The 18488-nt window shown below is 45.9% G+C and carries 11 protein-coding genes; 6 read left to right on the top strand and 5 right to left on the bottom strand.

Annotated features, from left to right (window positions below; genetic code table 11):
- The first annotated feature begins 5 nt into the window (after positions 1-5).
- Positions 6-2690 (top strand): MMPL family transporter, encoded by a 2685-nt coding sequence (locus ACWQAU_RS11630; protein ID WP_027821868.1) that lies wholly within the window; start codon positions 6-8, stop codon positions 2688-2690.
- 461 nt (positions 2691-3151) lie between these two features.
- Here ACWQAU_RS11630 and ACWQAU_RS11625 read toward each other — a convergent pair whose 3' ends face one another.
- A complete protein-coding gene (locus tag ACWQAU_RS11625) occupies positions 3152-5326 on the bottom strand; it encodes a SpaA isopeptide-forming pilin-related protein (RefSeq protein WP_027821867.1) in 2175 nt (724 codons plus the stop codon).
- 361 nt (positions 5327-5687) lie between these two features.
- Positions 5688-6125: a GNAT family N-acetyltransferase gene (locus ACWQAU_RS11620; RefSeq protein ID WP_011101834.1), complete on the bottom strand. Its 438-nt coding sequence runs from the start codon at positions 6123-6125 to the stop codon at positions 5688-5690.
- A gap of 190 nt (positions 6126-6315) precedes the next feature.
- Between ACWQAU_RS11620 and ACWQAU_RS11615 the strand changes: the two genes are divergently transcribed.
- Positions 6316-8469, top strand: a complete 2154-nt coding sequence (locus ACWQAU_RS11615; RefSeq protein ID WP_003646579.1) for an LTA synthase family protein — start codon at positions 6316-6318, stop codon at positions 8467-8469.
- A 381-nt stretch (positions 8470-8850) separates the two neighbouring features.
- A complete protein-coding gene (locus tag ACWQAU_RS11610; protein ID WP_003642695.1) occupies positions 8851-10644 on the top strand; it encodes a glycerophosphodiester phosphodiesterase in 1794 nt (597 codons plus the stop codon).
- Positions 10645-11757: 1113 nt separating this feature from the next.
- On the opposite strand, the gene ACWQAU_RS11605 is transcribed toward ACWQAU_RS11610, so the two are convergent.
- Positions 11758-12753, bottom strand: a complete 996-nt coding sequence (locus tag ACWQAU_RS11605; RefSeq protein ID WP_003642692.1) for an NAD(P)/FAD-dependent oxidoreductase — start codon at positions 12751-12753, stop codon at positions 11758-11760.
- A 123-nt stretch (positions 12754-12876) separates the two neighbouring features.
- On the opposite strand from ACWQAU_RS11605, the gene ACWQAU_RS11600 reads away from it, so the two are divergent.
- Both ACWQAU_RS11600 and ACWQAU_RS11595 read left to right on the top strand, forming a co-directional pair.
- Positions 12877-13638: an alpha/beta hydrolase gene (locus tag ACWQAU_RS11600; protein WP_003642691.1), complete on the top strand. Its 762-nt coding sequence runs from the start codon at positions 12877-12879 to the stop codon at positions 13636-13638.
- A 272-nt stretch (positions 13639-13910) separates the two neighbouring features.
- Complete coding sequence (locus ACWQAU_RS11595) at positions 13911-15599, top strand: Ig-like domain-containing protein (protein WP_079111831.1); 1689 nt, start codon at positions 13911-13913, stop codon at positions 15597-15599.
- A 122-nt stretch (positions 15600-15721) separates the two neighbouring features.
- Here the strand turns inward: ACWQAU_RS11595 and ACWQAU_RS11590 are convergent, their stop codons facing one another.
- Positions 15722-16606: a polyphosphate kinase 2 family protein gene (locus tag ACWQAU_RS11590; RefSeq protein ID WP_003642687.1), complete on the bottom strand. Its 885-nt coding sequence runs from the start codon at positions 16604-16606 to the stop codon at positions 15722-15724.
- 20 nt (positions 16607-16626) lie between these two features.
- A complete protein-coding gene (locus tag ACWQAU_RS11585) occupies positions 16627-17187 on the bottom strand; it encodes a nitroreductase family protein (RefSeq protein ID WP_011101839.1) in 561 nt (186 codons plus the stop codon).
- A 199-nt stretch (positions 17188-17386) separates the two neighbouring features.
- Between ACWQAU_RS11585 and ACWQAU_RS11580 the strand changes: the two genes are divergently transcribed.
- Positions 17387-18343 carry a nucleoside hydrolase gene (locus ACWQAU_RS11580; protein WP_003644692.1) on the top strand — a complete coding sequence of 319 codons (957 nt, stop codon included), beginning with the start codon at positions 17387-17389 and terminating at the stop codon, positions 18341-18343.
- Positions 18344-18488 lie beyond the last annotated feature (145 nt).

Raw genomic sequence — 18488 nt, 5'->3', positions numbered from 1 at the left:
GACGAATGCGAAAATTATTAAAACCAAAGTGGTTGTTCTTATTTTTCTGGGGAATCGTGGTGTTTGCAAGTATTCTGATTTTACCGAACATTACCACGTTTGTGAATGAACAAACCGCAATGCCACAAGATGCAACAACGAGTCCTAAATATCAACAACAATGGGGTCACGGGTTAACCAACAGCCAGTCCTTAACGTTAGTCTTCAACAATTCAAATGGTAAATTATCCAAACAGCAACGCCAACAAATCTCCACGACCCTAGCCAAACTTAATCGCCGAGCCGATGATTATGGCATTAACCAGCTTCGAACGCCAACCGGTATGACTAATGACCGGCACTTATTACGTTCCAATGATGGTTCCACCGAATTAGCCCTTGTCGCCGTTCAGACATCCCGGGCTGACCTATCTGTGATTGCAAATCAACTTAATAATGCGATTGCAATCGCCGACCTCAATACGAGTGTCACCAGTACGGACTTGATCTACCAACAACACGTGCAACAACAACGTCGCAACTTGCTGATTAGCATGCTTGTCGGTAGTCTGCTCAGTTTAATCATTCTCGGCCTCATCTTCCGCTCACTGTTAGTGCCATTACTGAACTTACTGTGTCAAGTGGTCACTCTGATCACAACGATTAGCTTTATCACTAACGCGCGTTTAGCTTGGCATTGGCCACTGACGGCTAATGCGCTGAGCCTTGCTGGTCTAATCAGTTTAATACTGACTAGTCTATTGACATGGCACTTTATGTACGCGTATTGGCAATCGAGCGCACCAACCGCACCGACCACTGTCAGTCTCAAAATTCTGACACTTCAATATCGACAGTGGGCACTTGTTTTTATCCCATTAATACTCATAACCATCACTTTACACTGGACTGCCTTCATCTCATTAGCCGCTGCTTGGGCCATTACTGTAGCGCTTGGAATTACCTTACTGGCGGTACCGCCGCTCAATTACGCCTTTACCGCTTGGCTCGGTGATAATTTATTTTGGCCAGGAACAACGGCTTGGCCGACCCGTCCACGCAATCTATGGGGCCAATTGAGCAAGTTCGGCTACTGGCAGCCAGCGCTTGGGAGCTTGGCCGTCGCACTGTTACTACTCCCCGGCCTCATTCTTGCTAACGGCCAGTTTGCCGATGACAACTTACGACCCTGGCGCCAAAATCAGCTTAGTAATGCTGAATTAGGTCAGCAATTAGTCCAAGCTCACTTCGGTACCGGTGCCACGGCGCCAATCACAATTACACTACGAGCACCGCAGAATTTAACGCAGCAGCAATCATTACAAACAATCGATCACCTGACGACTAAACTGCGGGCCGTACCAAATGTGGCTCAAGTCATCTCAGTGACCCAGCCCACCGGCCAACCACTAAGTAATTTCTACGTTAACCAGCAACTTGCGACTATCAACATTGATTTGGCTGGTAAACTGACGAGTATGGCGAAACTCAAGAGCCAACTCACGACTGACCAACAAAGTCTGGAACAAGCAGCGACTAGTCGCCATACCAAGTCGGTCGACCAGTTGTCCGACCGCATCAATGATTTGGCTGAACTGAATGATCAAGTGCAACGGCAATTACAGGCTATTGACACGACGCTAACGACATCAGCTGAGGCTGAACCCGATTTAACCAAAGTCAATCAGCAGGTCACCAAGTTAGATCACCTGACTGACCGCATGACAACCGCACTAAATCACGTGGTAACGGCCCAAACTACGGTCGCAACCGAAGCTGGACACGTTGATCAGCGTGTTCACCACGTCAACCAATCATTGAAGCAGACCGTTCAACCCTTAACCACCTTACTCGCTTCACTGAAAAATACGAAGACCTATCTACATGATTTAGCCGCTAGTCAAGTTGGCCGGAGTTTTTACCTGCCTGCTAACGCGGCTACTAATCAGGCCTATCAAAACAGTCTTTTTACTAATATTAGTAGTGATTTAAGCATGACACAGCTAACGGTCACTTTGAAATCAGCGCCGGCTAGTGCGGCTAGTCGCAGGACCCTGCAACGACTTCAGGCAGTCACCCACGACATCCTACTCGCCACACCCTTAGCGCACGCCAAAATCCTAACAACCGGGGTAACACAGCAACAGCACTATCAGCATACCCTGATTGCGACCCACGCACTGAGATGGCTCACAATCGGATTAATCATCGGCATAGTTGTTTTATGGTTCGGCCTGCGTTCATTGACCTTCAGTCTGTTAATGACCGCGTGCTTAACTGGCGTGACGTTAACTAGTTGGGGTTGGACCCAGTTAATATTAACACGCTGGTTGCAAACCGGGCCGCTCAGTAGCAGTGTCTTGCTTGGTAGCTTGATGTTGTTGACACTGCACTGGCTAATGATTACCACCGCAACCAGTTACCGTCAAAGTTGGTTACGACACTTGGAACCCACTCAACTGCAGCAACACTTTTATACTAGTGGACGATTTGTTTGCCCGGTAACAATGATTGAATTGACCTACTTACTGCCACTGCTTTTGACGACCGCACCAACCTTAAAGGGACTTGCACTCATGAGTCTCATTGGGATTACGATAAGTAACCTCATCGTTCCATTGGGATTTTCAGGGTGGACACGTTGGGCTAATGAGCCACCAGCTATAGCCACGCTTTGGCAGCACTTTCGCCCATCATCTACCAACCGCTAGCAATTGATTAGCCTAATCTTTGAGTAAAAAAAGTTGCTTTTCCAGACGTCAAATCTGGAAAAGCAACTTTTTTACAATACTAAATTGAATCGTAGCAAACTGCCAATCGTTTATACTTAATGATTGTGTGAGCACCGGTAATCTGATAGTCACCGCTGACTAACTCAATATCGTCATACTAGCAACGACAAAGACTAATAAGGTCATCGCCATCCGCCATTCACTGTGCCAAAGATTTTGCGTGTGCCACCACACGGCTAACAATCTCCACATCAGCTAGCTAGACCATATTGCTTAATCGTAACTCACACGATGATTCAAATTTATTGATTGAAATTCTGAACTGACCCCGTAAACAATGTTAGCTCTACACATAACCAAAACAATGCCCCAGAAACCATAAAATTTCTGGGGCATCATCAATCCCTACATGATACTTTAATAAATCAATTCATGCGTCTTCAAGCACGACGGCGATAACCGATTCCCACCGCGGCAATTAACAAGCCCAAAAGCCCGGCAAAAATCACCCAAATCGGCGACTGCTTCTCGCTGGTTTGCGACAAAGTTCCGTGGTTATAGCCAGCTGATGTGCTTTGGTCACTACCAGTTGGCGTTCCAAAGCCGTTCATACCAGTTGTCACACCATTACCCACAGTGCCACCAGCACCATTGACACCCGTGCTTGGTTGCTTGATCAGTCCTGGTAATGCCGGTTGACCTAATCCAGATTGTCCCGGTTTAGGTGCAGCGGGTTGGCTTGGACCGGGTACAGCTGGTCGTTCCGGTTGTGGCGCGGTTGGCCCCGTGGTTCCAGGGTTACCTGGCTCAGTCGTTCCTGGTTCGCCTGGTTTGCCTGGTTGGCTTGGTTCAGTTGTTCCTGGTTCACCCGGTTTACTTGGCTCAGTCGTCCCTGGCTCACCCGGTTGGCTTGGTTCAGTTGTTCCTGGTTCACCCGGTTTACTTGGCTCAGTCGTCCCTGGCTCACCTGGTTTACTTGGTTCAGTCGTTCCTGGTTCACCCGGTTTACTTGGCTCAGTCGTCCCTGGTTCACCCGGTTTACTTGGCTCAGTCGTCCCTGGTTCACCTGGTTGGCTTGGTTCAGTCGTCCCTGGTTCACCTGGTTGGCTTGGTTCAGTTGTTCCTGGTTCACCCGGTTTGCCTGGTTCAGTTGTTCCTGGTTCAGTGACCGGTTCATCAGTTGCTGCTACCGTTACCACTGCCGTTTGATTCGGCTTGATTGTAAATGATAACGGTGCCGCATTAAGCTGATAACCACTAGGCGCTTTAGTTTCAACAAATTGATAATTGCCCGCGGTCAGACCAGATACGGTAAGTTGACCAGTGGTATCCGTCGTTAATCCCATCTTGAGCACTTTGCCAGTGGCATCTTGCAATTCATAAACGGCCCCAGCCAATGCCGCCTTGGTCGTGGCATCAGTCTTGGTTAACGTGACATCACCAGTTGTCGGCACAACTGGTTGCTTGACATCATCCTGACTTACCTGAAAAGCAACCTCTGGCTTAATACCGCCGAGAGTAAATTTTACTGGGGTGGTATTAAGTTCATACCCAAGCGGAGCCTTGGTTTCAACGAACTGATAATCACCAGCACGTAGATTTTTGACAATCAATTGTCCCTGCGAATCAGTCGTCAACCCAGTTTGGATTACCTTGCCCGTACTATCTTGCAATTCATAAACGGCTCCAGCCAACACGGCCTTGGTTGCCGCATCATGCTTCGTTAATTCGATGGTATAGGTCATCCCTGCTGTTCCATTGCCACCATAGGTAATATCGGCCGTCGCATCAACGCCTAGTCCGTCCAGTGCAGCCGTATTATGCCATTTAGCTGTGTCAGCCGGATTAAAATTCTCAACCTTAGTGTTATAAGTAATCACAAACGGCGAATGAATGTTGTTAAACGTAAAAGTAATTACGTTACCATTAGTTGCAACAGTCGGTGTTAACGGTTGCTGTGGCACTTGGATACCATTGATAATTTGCACGGCCTGTGCCGCAACCGAATCTGGAATGAATGTCTGATTGGGCCCTAGCGTATCTGTAACCACAACCGTCGAGTTATTGCCCGGTGTCACGGTAATGTGCCACCCCAATACCGTTGGCGCACCATCACTTCCCGACGAAACAACCAAGCCACTTTTAGCAATTTCGGCTGATCCTTCCGTCGCCGTCGCATTGCCCTTCGCATTCATGCTCAGTGTGCCAGCCCGACTATTGAGTGTACCCAACGCATCCGTAAACGTGATCGTCCCAGTACTGGCACCTTTCGTATACGTAAACGTGCCCAAGGTTTGCCCAGCAGAATCTGTTAACGGCATCACAACATCATGATCGATACTGACGTACGTTGGAATCTCAACGGTTGCTGTATCACCGGCCTTAAACACTTCAGAATCTGGAATACTCCAATGATACGTTAATTGGTAGCCAGCCTTATCATTCAACGTACTTGTGTCAGTAACGGGCTTGCCATTCGCATCAAGTACGATGGCATTGCCAGCCGTTAAACCCGTAACACTGATTTCTTTAGCATGTGCAGTACTCCCCAGCATAAATAGCGCTAATATTACCGTCAACATGCTTAGCATATACCCAACTAGCTTTCTTCGCATACGCTCCTCCCCCATTCAAAAAAAGCTTTGTCTTTGTCATTCTCACAACCCAACACACCCTCACAGTCGCGTATGATTGTCAGGGTCGGCCACCAGTTAGTGATTCACGCTAATCAGCTCCATATGTACAATACTGCAACCAACTAGTTTACTACGAATCAAAACTTTTATTTGCGAACTATCCGAACTAATCGTTTAGCAAAAAAGGCCTCTAGAACTATGCCTAGAAGTCTACCGGAAATTCCATTTACATTGTCTCGCTAAAAACAGCCACAAAGCTAAGCCTTAAGTTGAAGGCACCTTTATTCTGGAATATGACTCGAATCAACAACCTAACCAACTGAAAGTTACGTCAATATGCTTACGATAATGCCAATATCATCGTCTGATGTCGCAAACCCGCCTCCATAAACGGGCGCCCTTGTGGCTGATACCCTAATTGTGTATAAAACCCTTGTGCAGTGACTTGAGCGCCTAGTACCAACTGTCGCCAACCACGGCTCAGCCCATCCGCTGCAATACGTTGAAGCAATTGCCGTGCATAGCCCTGCCCTCGCGCCGCTTTCAACGTGGCAACTCGTTGAACATGTCCCGTCCATTGGTCGCTAGGTGTCACTCGCGCTGTGGCCACCGCCTGCTTTTGATCATCATACAAGACGTAGTGCCACGTCGCTGGAGTGACCGTATCAATTTCCAAAGTTTCATCGATATGTTGTTCCTGCACAAAGACTGCCCGCCGGATTGCAATGGCATCCGCATAAACTGATGAATCAACCTGGTTACTCATTTTTATCTGCATCACGTTATCACCCGTTCTTCTGAAATACTTTGAGAATACGCGTTTCACCGGTTATCGTCAAACTAACTCGAAACGAAATTAACGCATTCTTAAAATTGTTAGCGATTACGAGTTCCGATGTTATGTTAAAATGATTTGATGACTGGTTATCGAGTCATATCCAAATTTGTTAAAAATGAGGTCTTTATCGATGTTTACCAAATTTCGCCAATACGTTAACACGCGAATTGGATTTTTTTGGCTACTAGTCTTCTTATTCTGGGCCAAAACGATCTATGCGTACTTAACCGAATTTTCACTAGGCGTTGCCGATCCACTCCAGGCATTCCTGATGCTCGTGAACCCGATTGCAACGACGGTCTTTCTGTTTAGTCTGGCGTTCTACATTCGTAAAACCGGTGTATATTACTATATTTTGCTATTCATTGATGCACTCGACACCATTTTACTGTATGCCAACGTTATCTACCATCGTGAATTCACGGATTTCATGACTGTTAGTACGATTACCGGCGTGTCCAAGGTCAGTCAGGGACTTACCGGCTCATCGTTAGCCCTAGCGAGTTGGGGCGATGTTCTTTACTGGGCGGATATTATTGTCATTCTGGCCTTGGTCATTCTTCATCGGATTAAGCAAGACACACGACCAATTAAGAAACACACGGCCTTTGCGTACACCTCTGCCGCGATTGCAGGTTTCGGTCTTAACTTGACCTTAGCAGAATCCAACCGACCACAACTACTAACCAGAACGTTTGACCGCACTTATATCGTCAAATATCTTGGTATAGATGCTTTTACAGTCTATGATGGTATCAAGGATGAACAGACCAATCATCAACGCGCCAGCGCAAAGAAATCAGAATTAGATACCGTTAAAGATTATACTGAATCACACTATGCCGCGCCAAACGCTAAGATGTACGGTCTGGCGAAGGGTCGCAACGTCATTGTGATTCATCTAGAAAGTTTTCAACAATTTCTTATTGATCAGAAAGTCAACGGTAAGGAAGTTACGCCGTTCTTAAATAAACTGTATCATAGCAACTCAACTTACAGTTTTAAGAACTTTTTCCACCAAGTTGGTCAAGGGAAAACTTCTGATGCCGAAAATATGCTTGAAACTAGTACTTACGGGCTCTCAACTGGCTCATTATTCTCCCAATTAGGCTCAGATAATACGTTCCAGGCCGCTCCCGCGATTCTAAACCAACGGGCCAATTATTCCTCCGCCGTCTTCCACGGTAACGTGGCCAGTTTCTGGAATCGAAATAACACGTATAAGAATATGGGGTACCAATATTTCTTTGATGCCAGTTATTTCGATACGACTGGTGATAAATCAACTGGATATGGTCTAAAGGATAAGCTGTTATTTAAGAATTCAGTTCAGTATCTTGAACGGCTACAACAACCGTTCTACGTCAAATACATCACGGTAACGAACCACTTCCCATTCACACTTGATAAGGAAGACACGACGTTTAAGACAACGGATACTAGTGATTCCGCCATTAACGGTTACTTCCAGACCGCCCACTACCTCGATCAATCCGTCAAAGAATTCTATACCTACTTGCAAAAGGCTGGTTTATTAAAGAATTCGATGATCGTACTCTATGGTGACCACTACGGCTTATCCAACAGTGAAAACTCGACCTTGGCACCTATTCTCGGTAAATCTGCGGACGATTGGACTTCCTTTGATAGCGCCCAGCTTCAACGTGTGCCATTCATGATCAATATTCCAGGAATCAAGAGTGGTAAAGTCGAATCGACTTATGGCGGTGAAATTGACGTCCTACCAACGATTCTGCACTTACTAGGGATTTCAAGCAAACGTTATATTCAGTTTGGGACCGACCTCTTCTCTAAACAACACGATAGTACCGTTGCGTTTAGAAATCGCGATTTCGTCACGTCTAAATACACCGTCCTTAGCGGCAAAATTTATGACAACGCAACTGGCGAAACGATTGATGATGATGAGGCAGTTCAGAAGACTGTTGATAAAGATCAGAAGAAAGTCGACAAAGAATTAAGCCTCTCTGATTCACTTAACAATAAAAATTTGTTACGTTTCTACACCCCTAAGGGCTTCAAGAAAGTCGACGCTTCTAATTACAATTACGCCGATGGCCTTGAAAAAGAAATTCAAATTCAAAATAAATTAGCTGGCAAGTCAACCAGTCTCTACTCGAAGAATGGTAATAAGTCAACGGACTCGTTGTATACGACCGACGCACCGGAAGCTTCGCATAAGAAGACTGATTCTACTCGTATCAAGATTACCAACCCTGATGATACGGATAGTACCACGACTAGCTCTAGCAGTTCCAAATAGCAACAAGCATTCCATTTACAATGCAAGGCGCGACGGCAATTTATTTGCCATCGCGCCTTTTTATGACCTCCTTTAAATATGACGCTGCCCTCACCCATCTGGCATCGGTTGCATGATAAAATACTAATTGTGGTTTGTATCATGCTTGCGCATTACGATGATTAACACGTGCCATCTCTTAAGTTCAGTGCCGTTCATCAGCCATTCGCGCGGATTACCGAAACGTGCTCGGTAGCCCCATTATGCTTAGTTGAAAGTGGTTTCCTAGAGTGACTAATCTAAGCAATTATTTAGATAAAAATAACTAACACAATGCGTGTTACAATAAAATTAATAATGACTTGATTCGTCAATGCCGGATCAAGGGAGGAGGCACCACGCATGGGCGCTTGGCGTTTTTGGTGGGATAGTACCCGCCGTTTTTATAAGAACTGGGGCAGTTACGTTGCCCTGATATTTAGTACCAATTTGGTCATTAGTTACCTAGCAATTCCTTTTTTTAATTGGGTGCTAGAAATGTTACTCAAGTGGCAACGGGTCAGTTATGTCTCGTACACGAATATCGGTAGTATTATTATTCACCAACCACTGGCCGCACTCGGTATGGTGGCGATCTTATTAGCCATTATTATTTTAGTTTATTGGCAATTTGCGTTTCTGCTACTGGGTATTATGAATATCTTTCGTGGCCGACCACAAACTGTACGCGCGGTCTTGCGGTCAACGGTCACTAGTCTGACTGGCACCTCACCCAGCACTTTCTTATTCTTTATCGGCTACTTTATTGTGATTTTGCCATTTGGAAGTTTCATCTTTACAACACCATTACTCAACAAGGCCAAAATTCCAGCCTTCATTGTCAGCTATCTCATGGAAAACCCGTGGATGACGCTCGGCTTGGGGTGCTTCTACTTGCTGGCTGGTTACCTTGGAATTCGCCTAATTAGCCTATTACCGCTAATGATTGTCGATCGGCTTCCATGGAAAACGGCCGTTACTCGTAGTTGGCAACAAACGCGCCACCATCTTTGGCGCTACTTATGGACCATGATTGTGACCTTATTTATGATTTTTCTGATCGTCACGACCATTTATACGTTGATTTACGTAGCCCAGCTTCAATTCGATAAAACAAGTTTTGCCATGGCCGCTGCCACTGTTAATCTCTTTATCATGGAAGCAATCACCGAAATTATTATTTGTTATACCACGGCCATCTTCATGATGTTAATTATTGTTTGCTATCGTCAAGACTTTACACTCCTCCGCCAACAACCGCAATACTTTAACGAGGCACCACGGTTGCGCAAATTGACCCGGGCGAGTGTTGCAATTGGCTTGCTGTTAGCGACAAGTTTGCTAGTTGCCGTTAATTTAGTCTACTTAAATGGACTAGTGATTACCAAGCCAATCATGATTTCCCACCGCGGCGTCGATAACGGAAACGGCGTGCAAAACACAATTCCTGCACTGATCAAGACCAGCAAGGAACATCCGGATTACGTTGAGATGGACATCCAAGTCACCAAGGACCATCAATTCGTTGTCATGCATGATCCAACCTTAAAAGCCTTAGCTGGCGTTAAGAAAAAGCCATCTCAATTAACATTAAAACAACTAGAAAAAATTACTGTTCGTGAAAATGGCTATCAGGCAAAGATTCCAAGTTTCGATGCTTACCTGAAAGCGGCTCACAAGCATCATCAAAAACTATTAGTCGAAATCAAGACCAGCTCGGCTTACACCGCCGCCGATACTAAACGGTTCATCGATCGTTATGGTGCGACCCTACTGGCTCATCATGACCAAGTCCATACGCTTAGTTTCAAAGTCATGCGTGACTTGAAACGCTTAGATCAAAAACAATTCGTTAGTTACATCTTGCCTTATAATCTCACGTTCCCACATACAGTCGCGAACGGCTACACCATGGAGGTCACCACATTAAACGACCAATTCGTTGACAAGGCTGACCGCAATCACAAGACGGTTTACGCCTGGGACATTGATAATACGGACCAAATGGATCAAATGATGTTCATGGGCGTCACCGGCGTAGTCACTGATAATCTAACGGAAATGCAGCAAGAAGTTAAGAGCAACACCGACCATCCCAGCTATGCCAAACTCTTATTGACTTTTATGAATGAATTAAGTCTAACTAGCAACGAGTAATCCACATTATTTCAAAGTTGCTGTCACAGCGAGTGCATAAATCATTCAGCAACCACGAAAATTCTGAATGATGTCGTTGCTGAAAAAGTGACTTCCAGCTGATGACGAATCGTAAGCGCCATCTGAATGCATAAGTGCATTTGGATAGCGCTTTTTTTGATCTGATTAGCCGTCGCGGTGATTGAGATGTTGGTAAAAAACTGTATTAAAGTGCGCAGCGCTCCGGGTTATCTGCCATTTTAATTTCTAAAGCGCACGAATGCCGATAGTTGATCAGCCACTGATTTTTAATACTTTTACCGCCAATTAGGTGCTCATATGGAATGACCCAGAAACAGGGTCTGAACCATGAAGTCCTTTGATGACAGTACGTTATCAGGGACGTCAATATTAGATAAAAACCAGAAAGAGCCATGAGTTATCATGACTCCGTAAGCAACAGATTGGTAGCAGTTCGTCCTACTTTTGCTTGTGTCTCAACACAACAACCGAAATACCCAAAATTCCAAGAACTATTGGAACATCGATTGCGGTAACCGGCAATCCAAATTGCGATAGAATGTAAATGAAGCATACTATTAATAAAACACCACCGTATTTTTTAAAAAAACCGATAATTACATTGTCTGGATAACGCTTTTTTAAATACAGTAATAGAAAAATAAAACACAAATAAAGTATCGTATGCTTCACAACACTTAGTGACATATAAAATCTAATCATCTAAACTAACACACCATCAATAATGGAACCTTTTGCCATAAACAGAATCATCCTCTCAAATTCTACGTTAACAACAGGCAGTATGTTACGAATTTATCTTAACAACAGCGTTTCTTTATCGTTATCAATTTTCAGTAAATTTTGTGTATTTTTTTGTACAAACTTATACATTGTAAAAGTTTAGCCGGAGCGACCGGTTGTTTTTTTATTTTAAGACACACCAAAGCTATCTAGATTAAAAAAACATTTGCCTTTCTACCACTTCATGGTACAACAGGCCGCCAATAAAGCGGGTTCTTAAAGGAACAAGCAAATAGGACGAGAAGCCAAGATTCGGTTTCTCGTCCTATTTGCTTGTATAGCGCCAGTTATATCGCAGCTCTTTTAAACTTACATTTTTTCAAACACGGTCGTACTATGCAGTGGACTCCGTCGTTCGGGATACAAGGTCATCATTAACTGATTGACCGCGTTAGGAGCTTCCCCGAAGCCACTGGCAATCAAGCCTAACTTGCCCGCGTAAGTCACCGTATCACCAATAGCCGCAATCCCAGGTACGTCGGTATTCATCTCCGTATCAACGGTGATGAGTCGGTGGGCCATGGTTGGGGTCACGTGCCAGTTTCGGATGACTTTATTATCCGCGATAAAGCCATAGTTAACAATCAAATCATCAACGGCCAATGTTTCTTCAGTTGTGCCGCGAACCTCTTTCATCGTCAGCTGTAACTGTCCGGTAGCCGTCTCTGCAAGTTGCTTAATCAAAAATGGCGTCTTGATTTCAACGGAAGACGCTTTTAACAAGTCCACATTGTGTTCCATCCCACGGAACCGATCACGCCGATGCATGATATAAACGTGCTTAGCAACGGGTTCAAGCATCAAGGCCATATCGATGGCTGAGTCGCCACCACCCGCAACTAGTACCGTTCGATCCGCAAATTGCTTGACACTTGGAATGTGGTAGAATAATTGCTTATTCTCAAATTCAGCCGCATTATCGACTGCTAAGCGCCGGGGTTCAAAAGCCCCACTCCCAGTCGCTACGATAATCGCTTTGGAATGTGACTGCTGTCCACTCGCCGTGGTAATCGTGAAATCACCCATCGCTCCCGTGACATCCGTCACCGGGCTCGCCAATTGAATGTCAATTGGAAATTGTGTGAGTTGCTTTTCAAGTTGTGCCACCAGTTCACGGCCCTTGATTGCCGGATATCCCGCAACGTCATGAATGATCTTCTCAGGATACAAAGCCTGAACCTGACCCCCTAATTCGGGGAGACTTTCTAATAACTGAACCCGCGCATTACGCATACCAGCATAGAAGGCTGCAAACATGCCGACCGGGCCACCACCAATAATTGTTAAATCATATTCTGCACTCATCGTTTCCCAGCTCTCTTCTATGTAGACTTATTGCTTCTCATTCTAGTGGATTCGGCGAAGGTTTGCAAAAGCAATTTTTACTAATTCGACTATAATAGGATTCAAAGGCGAGGTGGATCAGTGATGCGACGAATTAAAATTATTAAAATCATGGCCATTATTAGTGCGACCCTGGTCGTAGGGATTGGATCCTATTGGCAACATCGCTTGACCCCATTACGAAAAACGCGGGTCGCCCAAACGAGTATTCCGACCATCTTCGTCGGTGGCGATTACGCGCGCGCATTTTCTACCGACGGCTTTGTGCACCGCTTAACCGCGGCACACCTGATGACGAAAGGATTGGTCGTCCATGTTAGTCACGCCGGCCACGTGACCGTCCAACAGTTCGGACCACTAAAAAACAACCCAACGATTCAGGTTATCTTTGCCGATAATCATCATGCGAAACGTCAAGCTCGGCAGTTTGCTACTGTCATGCAAGGGCTCGCAAAACGCTACCACGTGACCCGCTACAATGCTGTCGGTCACTCATCTGGAGGTAATATCATCTTTGATTATCTGACAGCGCAAGTCCCCCAGCGCGCACAAATCAATAAGTTTGTGACCATTGGCTCGACCTATCCGGGCTTGACCACTCAGCAGTTAAACCGGTTACCACGGTCCTTGCCGATATTGAATATTGCCGGCCATGTTTGGCATACAAGTGGTGATGGCGGCGTCAATTTACAAGCCGTACTTAAATTCAGCCATCAATTATTGGCAGCTGGTTGGTCACCAAAAACCCAAATCATTCACGGTAGTCCCCTGACCGCCAGCCACTCAATGTTGCATATCAATCCACAGGTCGACTTACTCATCATCCAGTTCTTGTACGGCAACTGATCAATTCATCGAGGCGTGCTGCCAATCAACCTGAAGCACGCCACACTTCTAATTTAACAGGATTCGGACACCCTTACGTCCCTTGGATGGGATGGCAAATGGTGTCTTTTCTGGTATCCTAAAACATCACATATCAGTTAATAACGCAATCACAAAAAAGTCTGCTAAATCTGGCCGCATACCGTTAGTTAAGCTAGCAAACGGTGTTTTGTCAGCGATTTCCATGTACAATGGTGGTAATGTATGGGTATATCTTAATGGAGGCGATTACCATGCGCAAAAAATGGCGATGGTTATTATTAGCACTCACTGGAATTTTCTTTTTGATGTTCGGGCCACCCTTAGTTAGTCAGGCCCGCAACGTAATTGAAGCAACGGGCAACGATGTTAATAGTGCGGTTATCAAAGATAGTAAGGGCAAGATAATGGCTCACGATGCACAATTGCCAGAAGACCAAGAATACACAGTCAATTACAACTGGCGCATCCCTGATAACCTCAAGATCAAGGTGGGCGACACGATGGCTTTCCAAGTCCCCGAAAACGTTCGTATTCCGCATGACGAGGCTTTTCCAATGAAAGGAACCACTGCAGGTACCATCGGAACCTTCTTCATTGCTGCCGGCGCACATACGGGTCTCGTCACATTTAATCAGGCCTATCAAACCAGACCACGTAATCGGAAAGGGTTTGTTCAATTGGACGCCTTCGGAACCGTTCCTAGTCATCCTGGTAACTTAGCCCCAATTTTATTAGAGAAATCAGCTGAATGGGCTGACGAAGCTAATCCACGGCGGATCAACTGGACAATTCGTGTCTTGCCTAATAACAATCAGCTCGTCGATCCCACCTTTGTTGATACGTTGAGTCCGAACCAAACGTATGTCAATGGCAGCGCCGTCCTACGCGATGAGACAGGTAATATTATTCCCGTCAATACGAGCGTGAATGGTAATCAATTGACGTTTAATGCCACAGGGTCGTTTACGTCAGAGTTAGCTTTGACCTACCAAACTAAGACTAACGAACCCACTGGCGACGCAACTTTTGAAAATAATGTCACCTATACTGACAAGAACGGCAACAAGGGATCCGCGACAGCCACGATTTCACGGCCAGTCACCGAACCGGACGTTCCCGAAAATCCAGGTATTTCGGAACCAACAGATCCCGATGAAGATGAGGAACCAGGAGTTACTGAACCGGAAAAACCTGGGACTACCGAACCCGAGAAACCCGGAGTCACCGAACCAGAGAAACCTGGGACTACCGAACCCGAGAAACCCGGAGTCACCGAACCAGAAAAACCTGGGACTACTGAACCAGAGAAACCCGGAGTCACCGAACCAGAGAAACCCGGAGTCACCGAACCAGAAAAACCTGGGACTACCGAACCCGAGAAACCCGGAGTCACCGAACCAGAGAAACCTGGGACTACCGAACCGGAGAAACCCGGAGTCACCGAACCAGAAAAACCTGGGACTACTGAACCGGAGAAACCCGGGGTCACTGAACCAGAAAAACCTGGGACTACTGAACCGGAGAAACCCGGGGTCACTGAACCAGAAAAGCCGGGTACCGTCTCACCAGAACAGCCGAGTGGTCCTAAGCCCACCAATCCAGGAACCGTAACACCTGAAAAACCAACGGCCGTCACTCCAGCCGTTCCAAATGAGTCGTCTCCATCGACCCCCGAACCAAGCGTCAGTGGTAATCTGTCAGCACCTGCCAATCCAGCGACAAATTCGACTAACACGACCGCCACAACGGTTCCGGCAACTAATCCCTTACCAGCATCGGCAGCTACAGATTTTGCAGGCTCAGCACCGATGAATAAGTCGTTGCCACAAACTAACGAACACTCGGCAAGTTGGTCAGTAGCTATCGGTCTCGCCTTATTGATTGGATTACTCGGTAGCGCTTTTGTCCTGACACGCCGAACTAAGCATCGGCATTCATAATTAGCTTGTCACACCGTCAAAAAAATGAGCTGCTCACGTCGCGTTGAACTGACGATCAACGGTGTGAGTAGCTCATTTTTTATAATTTCAACTTGCTGCTAGTAACACTGCGCGATACTTTGTTAGTCGGTCTCACGATCTAGTTGCTCCAGCGCCGTTTTTAATTGTGCTTGCGCACTCGCATCCAGTGAGGGATACGCTAATGGCAATTCCGACAGGCGTTGATTGATGATTTCCGAAACACAGAGCCGCGAATACCACTTACTATCCGACGGAATGACGTACCACGGTGTCGCTTTAGTAGCCGTCTTGGTGATAGCATCATCATAAGCACGCTGATAATCATCCCAATACTGCCGTTCCTGAATATCGGCAGCTGAGAATTTCCAGTTGTGACTTGGAATTTCAATACGGCGAATAAAACGTTGCTTCTGTTCCGCCTTTGACATGTGTAAGAAGAACTTGAGCACTAAGTAGCCGTTGTGTTGCAAGTAATCTTCAAAGTACCGAAGATCGTTAAAACGACGTTCAAAAAAAGCATCATCCACTTGTTTCTTATCGTTAATCTCACCGACGTGCTCATTCACAATAATTTCCGGATGGACTCGACTAACAAGTACGTCTTCATAATACGACCGATTGAAGATCCCAATCATGCCGCGTTTGGGGACCCGATCATGAATTCGCCATAAATAATCATGCGCAATTTCTTTAGTAGTTGGTTGCTTGAACGATGTGACTTCACAGCCTTGGGGGTTGACCCCACTCATGATATGGCGAATCATACTGTCCTTACCCGCCGCATCCATCGCCTGAAAAATGACTAAAACACCAAATCGGTCTTGTGCATATAACTTACCTTGCAGTTCAGTCAGTTGCTTAATATTCTTGGCGATTTGCGCCTTGATGACCTTTTCGTCTTCAAATTCTGGATCAACCGCCGTTGCTAATTTAGTTAATCCTAATTTTTGCTTTCCAGTATATCGGTAGTGCTTTTCAAAATTCACGTTCTAGCTTCCCCTCAATATTATCGATAATCAACTAATGTCGCTAGCGGTTGATGATCTGCTGGCTTGCCAGCAACGGCCGCTTTGCCAATTGAAACGAGCAATAGTGGCCGATACCGCTGGGCGTCAAGTTCCAAAATAGACGTGAATCCGGCAGCATCAAACCCGGTCATCGGATTCGTATCAAAGCCATGATCTTTAGCCACTAACATAAATTGCATCGCAATCAGGCCAGCATCTAGGGCGCCAATGGTCTCGTCACCAGTATCAAATTGTTGCCCCTGACTGGCCTGAAACGCTGGCGCTTGGTGTTGGTTTTCACGATCCAGCACAAATAAGACGACGGCACTGGCCGTAGTTAACTGACTGGTATTACCAGTCGCGGCACACAACCGTTGTCGCAAGGCTGCATCCTCAATCACCAACGCCCGAATCGGTTGTTGATTCAATGCGGTTGGTGCCAAAAATGCGGTCTGTAACATCGCGGCCATTTCTTCACGCCCAATTTTAGTTTGGCCGTCATATTGCCGAACCGAATGGCGCGCATTCATGATTGCTTCTAATGGACTATTCGTCGTCATCAGCTTCACCTTCCTTAATTGTCAGTATAAAACAGCCTTCAACATTTCGCCAGTAAGCGTGGTCGTGAAATATTTCCGAACATTTTTCTGTTCAATGTTAATTTAATTCGCCGCTAGCCGTTGTCAGCATCAGCTGAAACGTTTACAATTAAAACATAGCTTTATAGCGCTTCAGACCTAATCAGGGAGGATGTTTTACATGGCAAAACGTAAAATGATTTTAGACTTAGACACCGGGATTGACGACGCAATGGCCATTGCCTACGCAGTCGGTGCACCCGACGTTGATTTAATTGGGATTATCAGTTCTTATGGGAACTGCCTAGTGGATCAGGCGGCGATTAACAGTTTACAAATTCTAGAACTACTAGGTGCCACTGACGTACCCGTCTTTCTAGGTGAACCCCACTCCAGTACGACGGAACACTTTGACGTTATGCCGATTTCACAGCAGATTCATGGCATGAACGGTATCGGCGACGTGAACCTTCCTGAACCGAAACGCGCCGTGGAAAAGCAGTCCGGTGTCGACTTCTTAATTGATGCCGTTCACCAATATGGCGCCGATCTGACCCTAGTGCCAACCGGTCCCTTAACCAACTTGGCCGAAGCACTCGAAAAAGCACCAGACATTGCCAGCACCATTGGTAATGTGACCTTAATGGGTGGTGCACTGACTGTTCCAGGTAATGTCAGTCACTACGCTGAAGCCAATATTAATCAAGATGCCGAAGCGGCCAACGCCGTCTTCACCAGTACGATGCCTCTTACGATGGTCGGACTCGACGTAACGTTACGGACATTATTAACCAAGACTGAAACACAACAATGGCGGGACTTAAAGACAACTGCGGGCGAAAAATTTGCTGACATTGTTGACTATTACATTGCGGCTTACGATATTACGAGTCCTGACTTACACGGTTGTGCCTTACACGATCCACTGGCAGTCGGCGTTTCACTCGATCCAAGTTTTGTCACCACGTTAGACCTGAATATGTACGTCCAGGCTAGTGGTGAAGATTATGGCCGGACAATTGGTGACCCTGCGCGACTCAATGACCCAACTAACGTCACGGTTGCGTTAACGGTCGACAAGGATCGTTATTTGAAGACATTCATGAATTACCTGACGACATTATTTAAAGCCCATTAGTTATATTTCATCATGGCAACCGGATCACAGAAGTTCGCTTCCGTGATCCGGTTGTTATTATTTATTTACAAGTCTGCTAATTTTTCATTTTTCCCCGGCAATTTATGTTAAATTAGCAGTATCACCATTCAGAAAGTAGGTATCG

The sequence above is a fragment of the Lactiplantibacillus sp. 3062 genome, assembly GCF_055413545.1.
The sequence above is the reverse complement of the archived record's forward strand: the minus strand, read 5'-3'. Positions and strand labels throughout refer to the sequence as shown.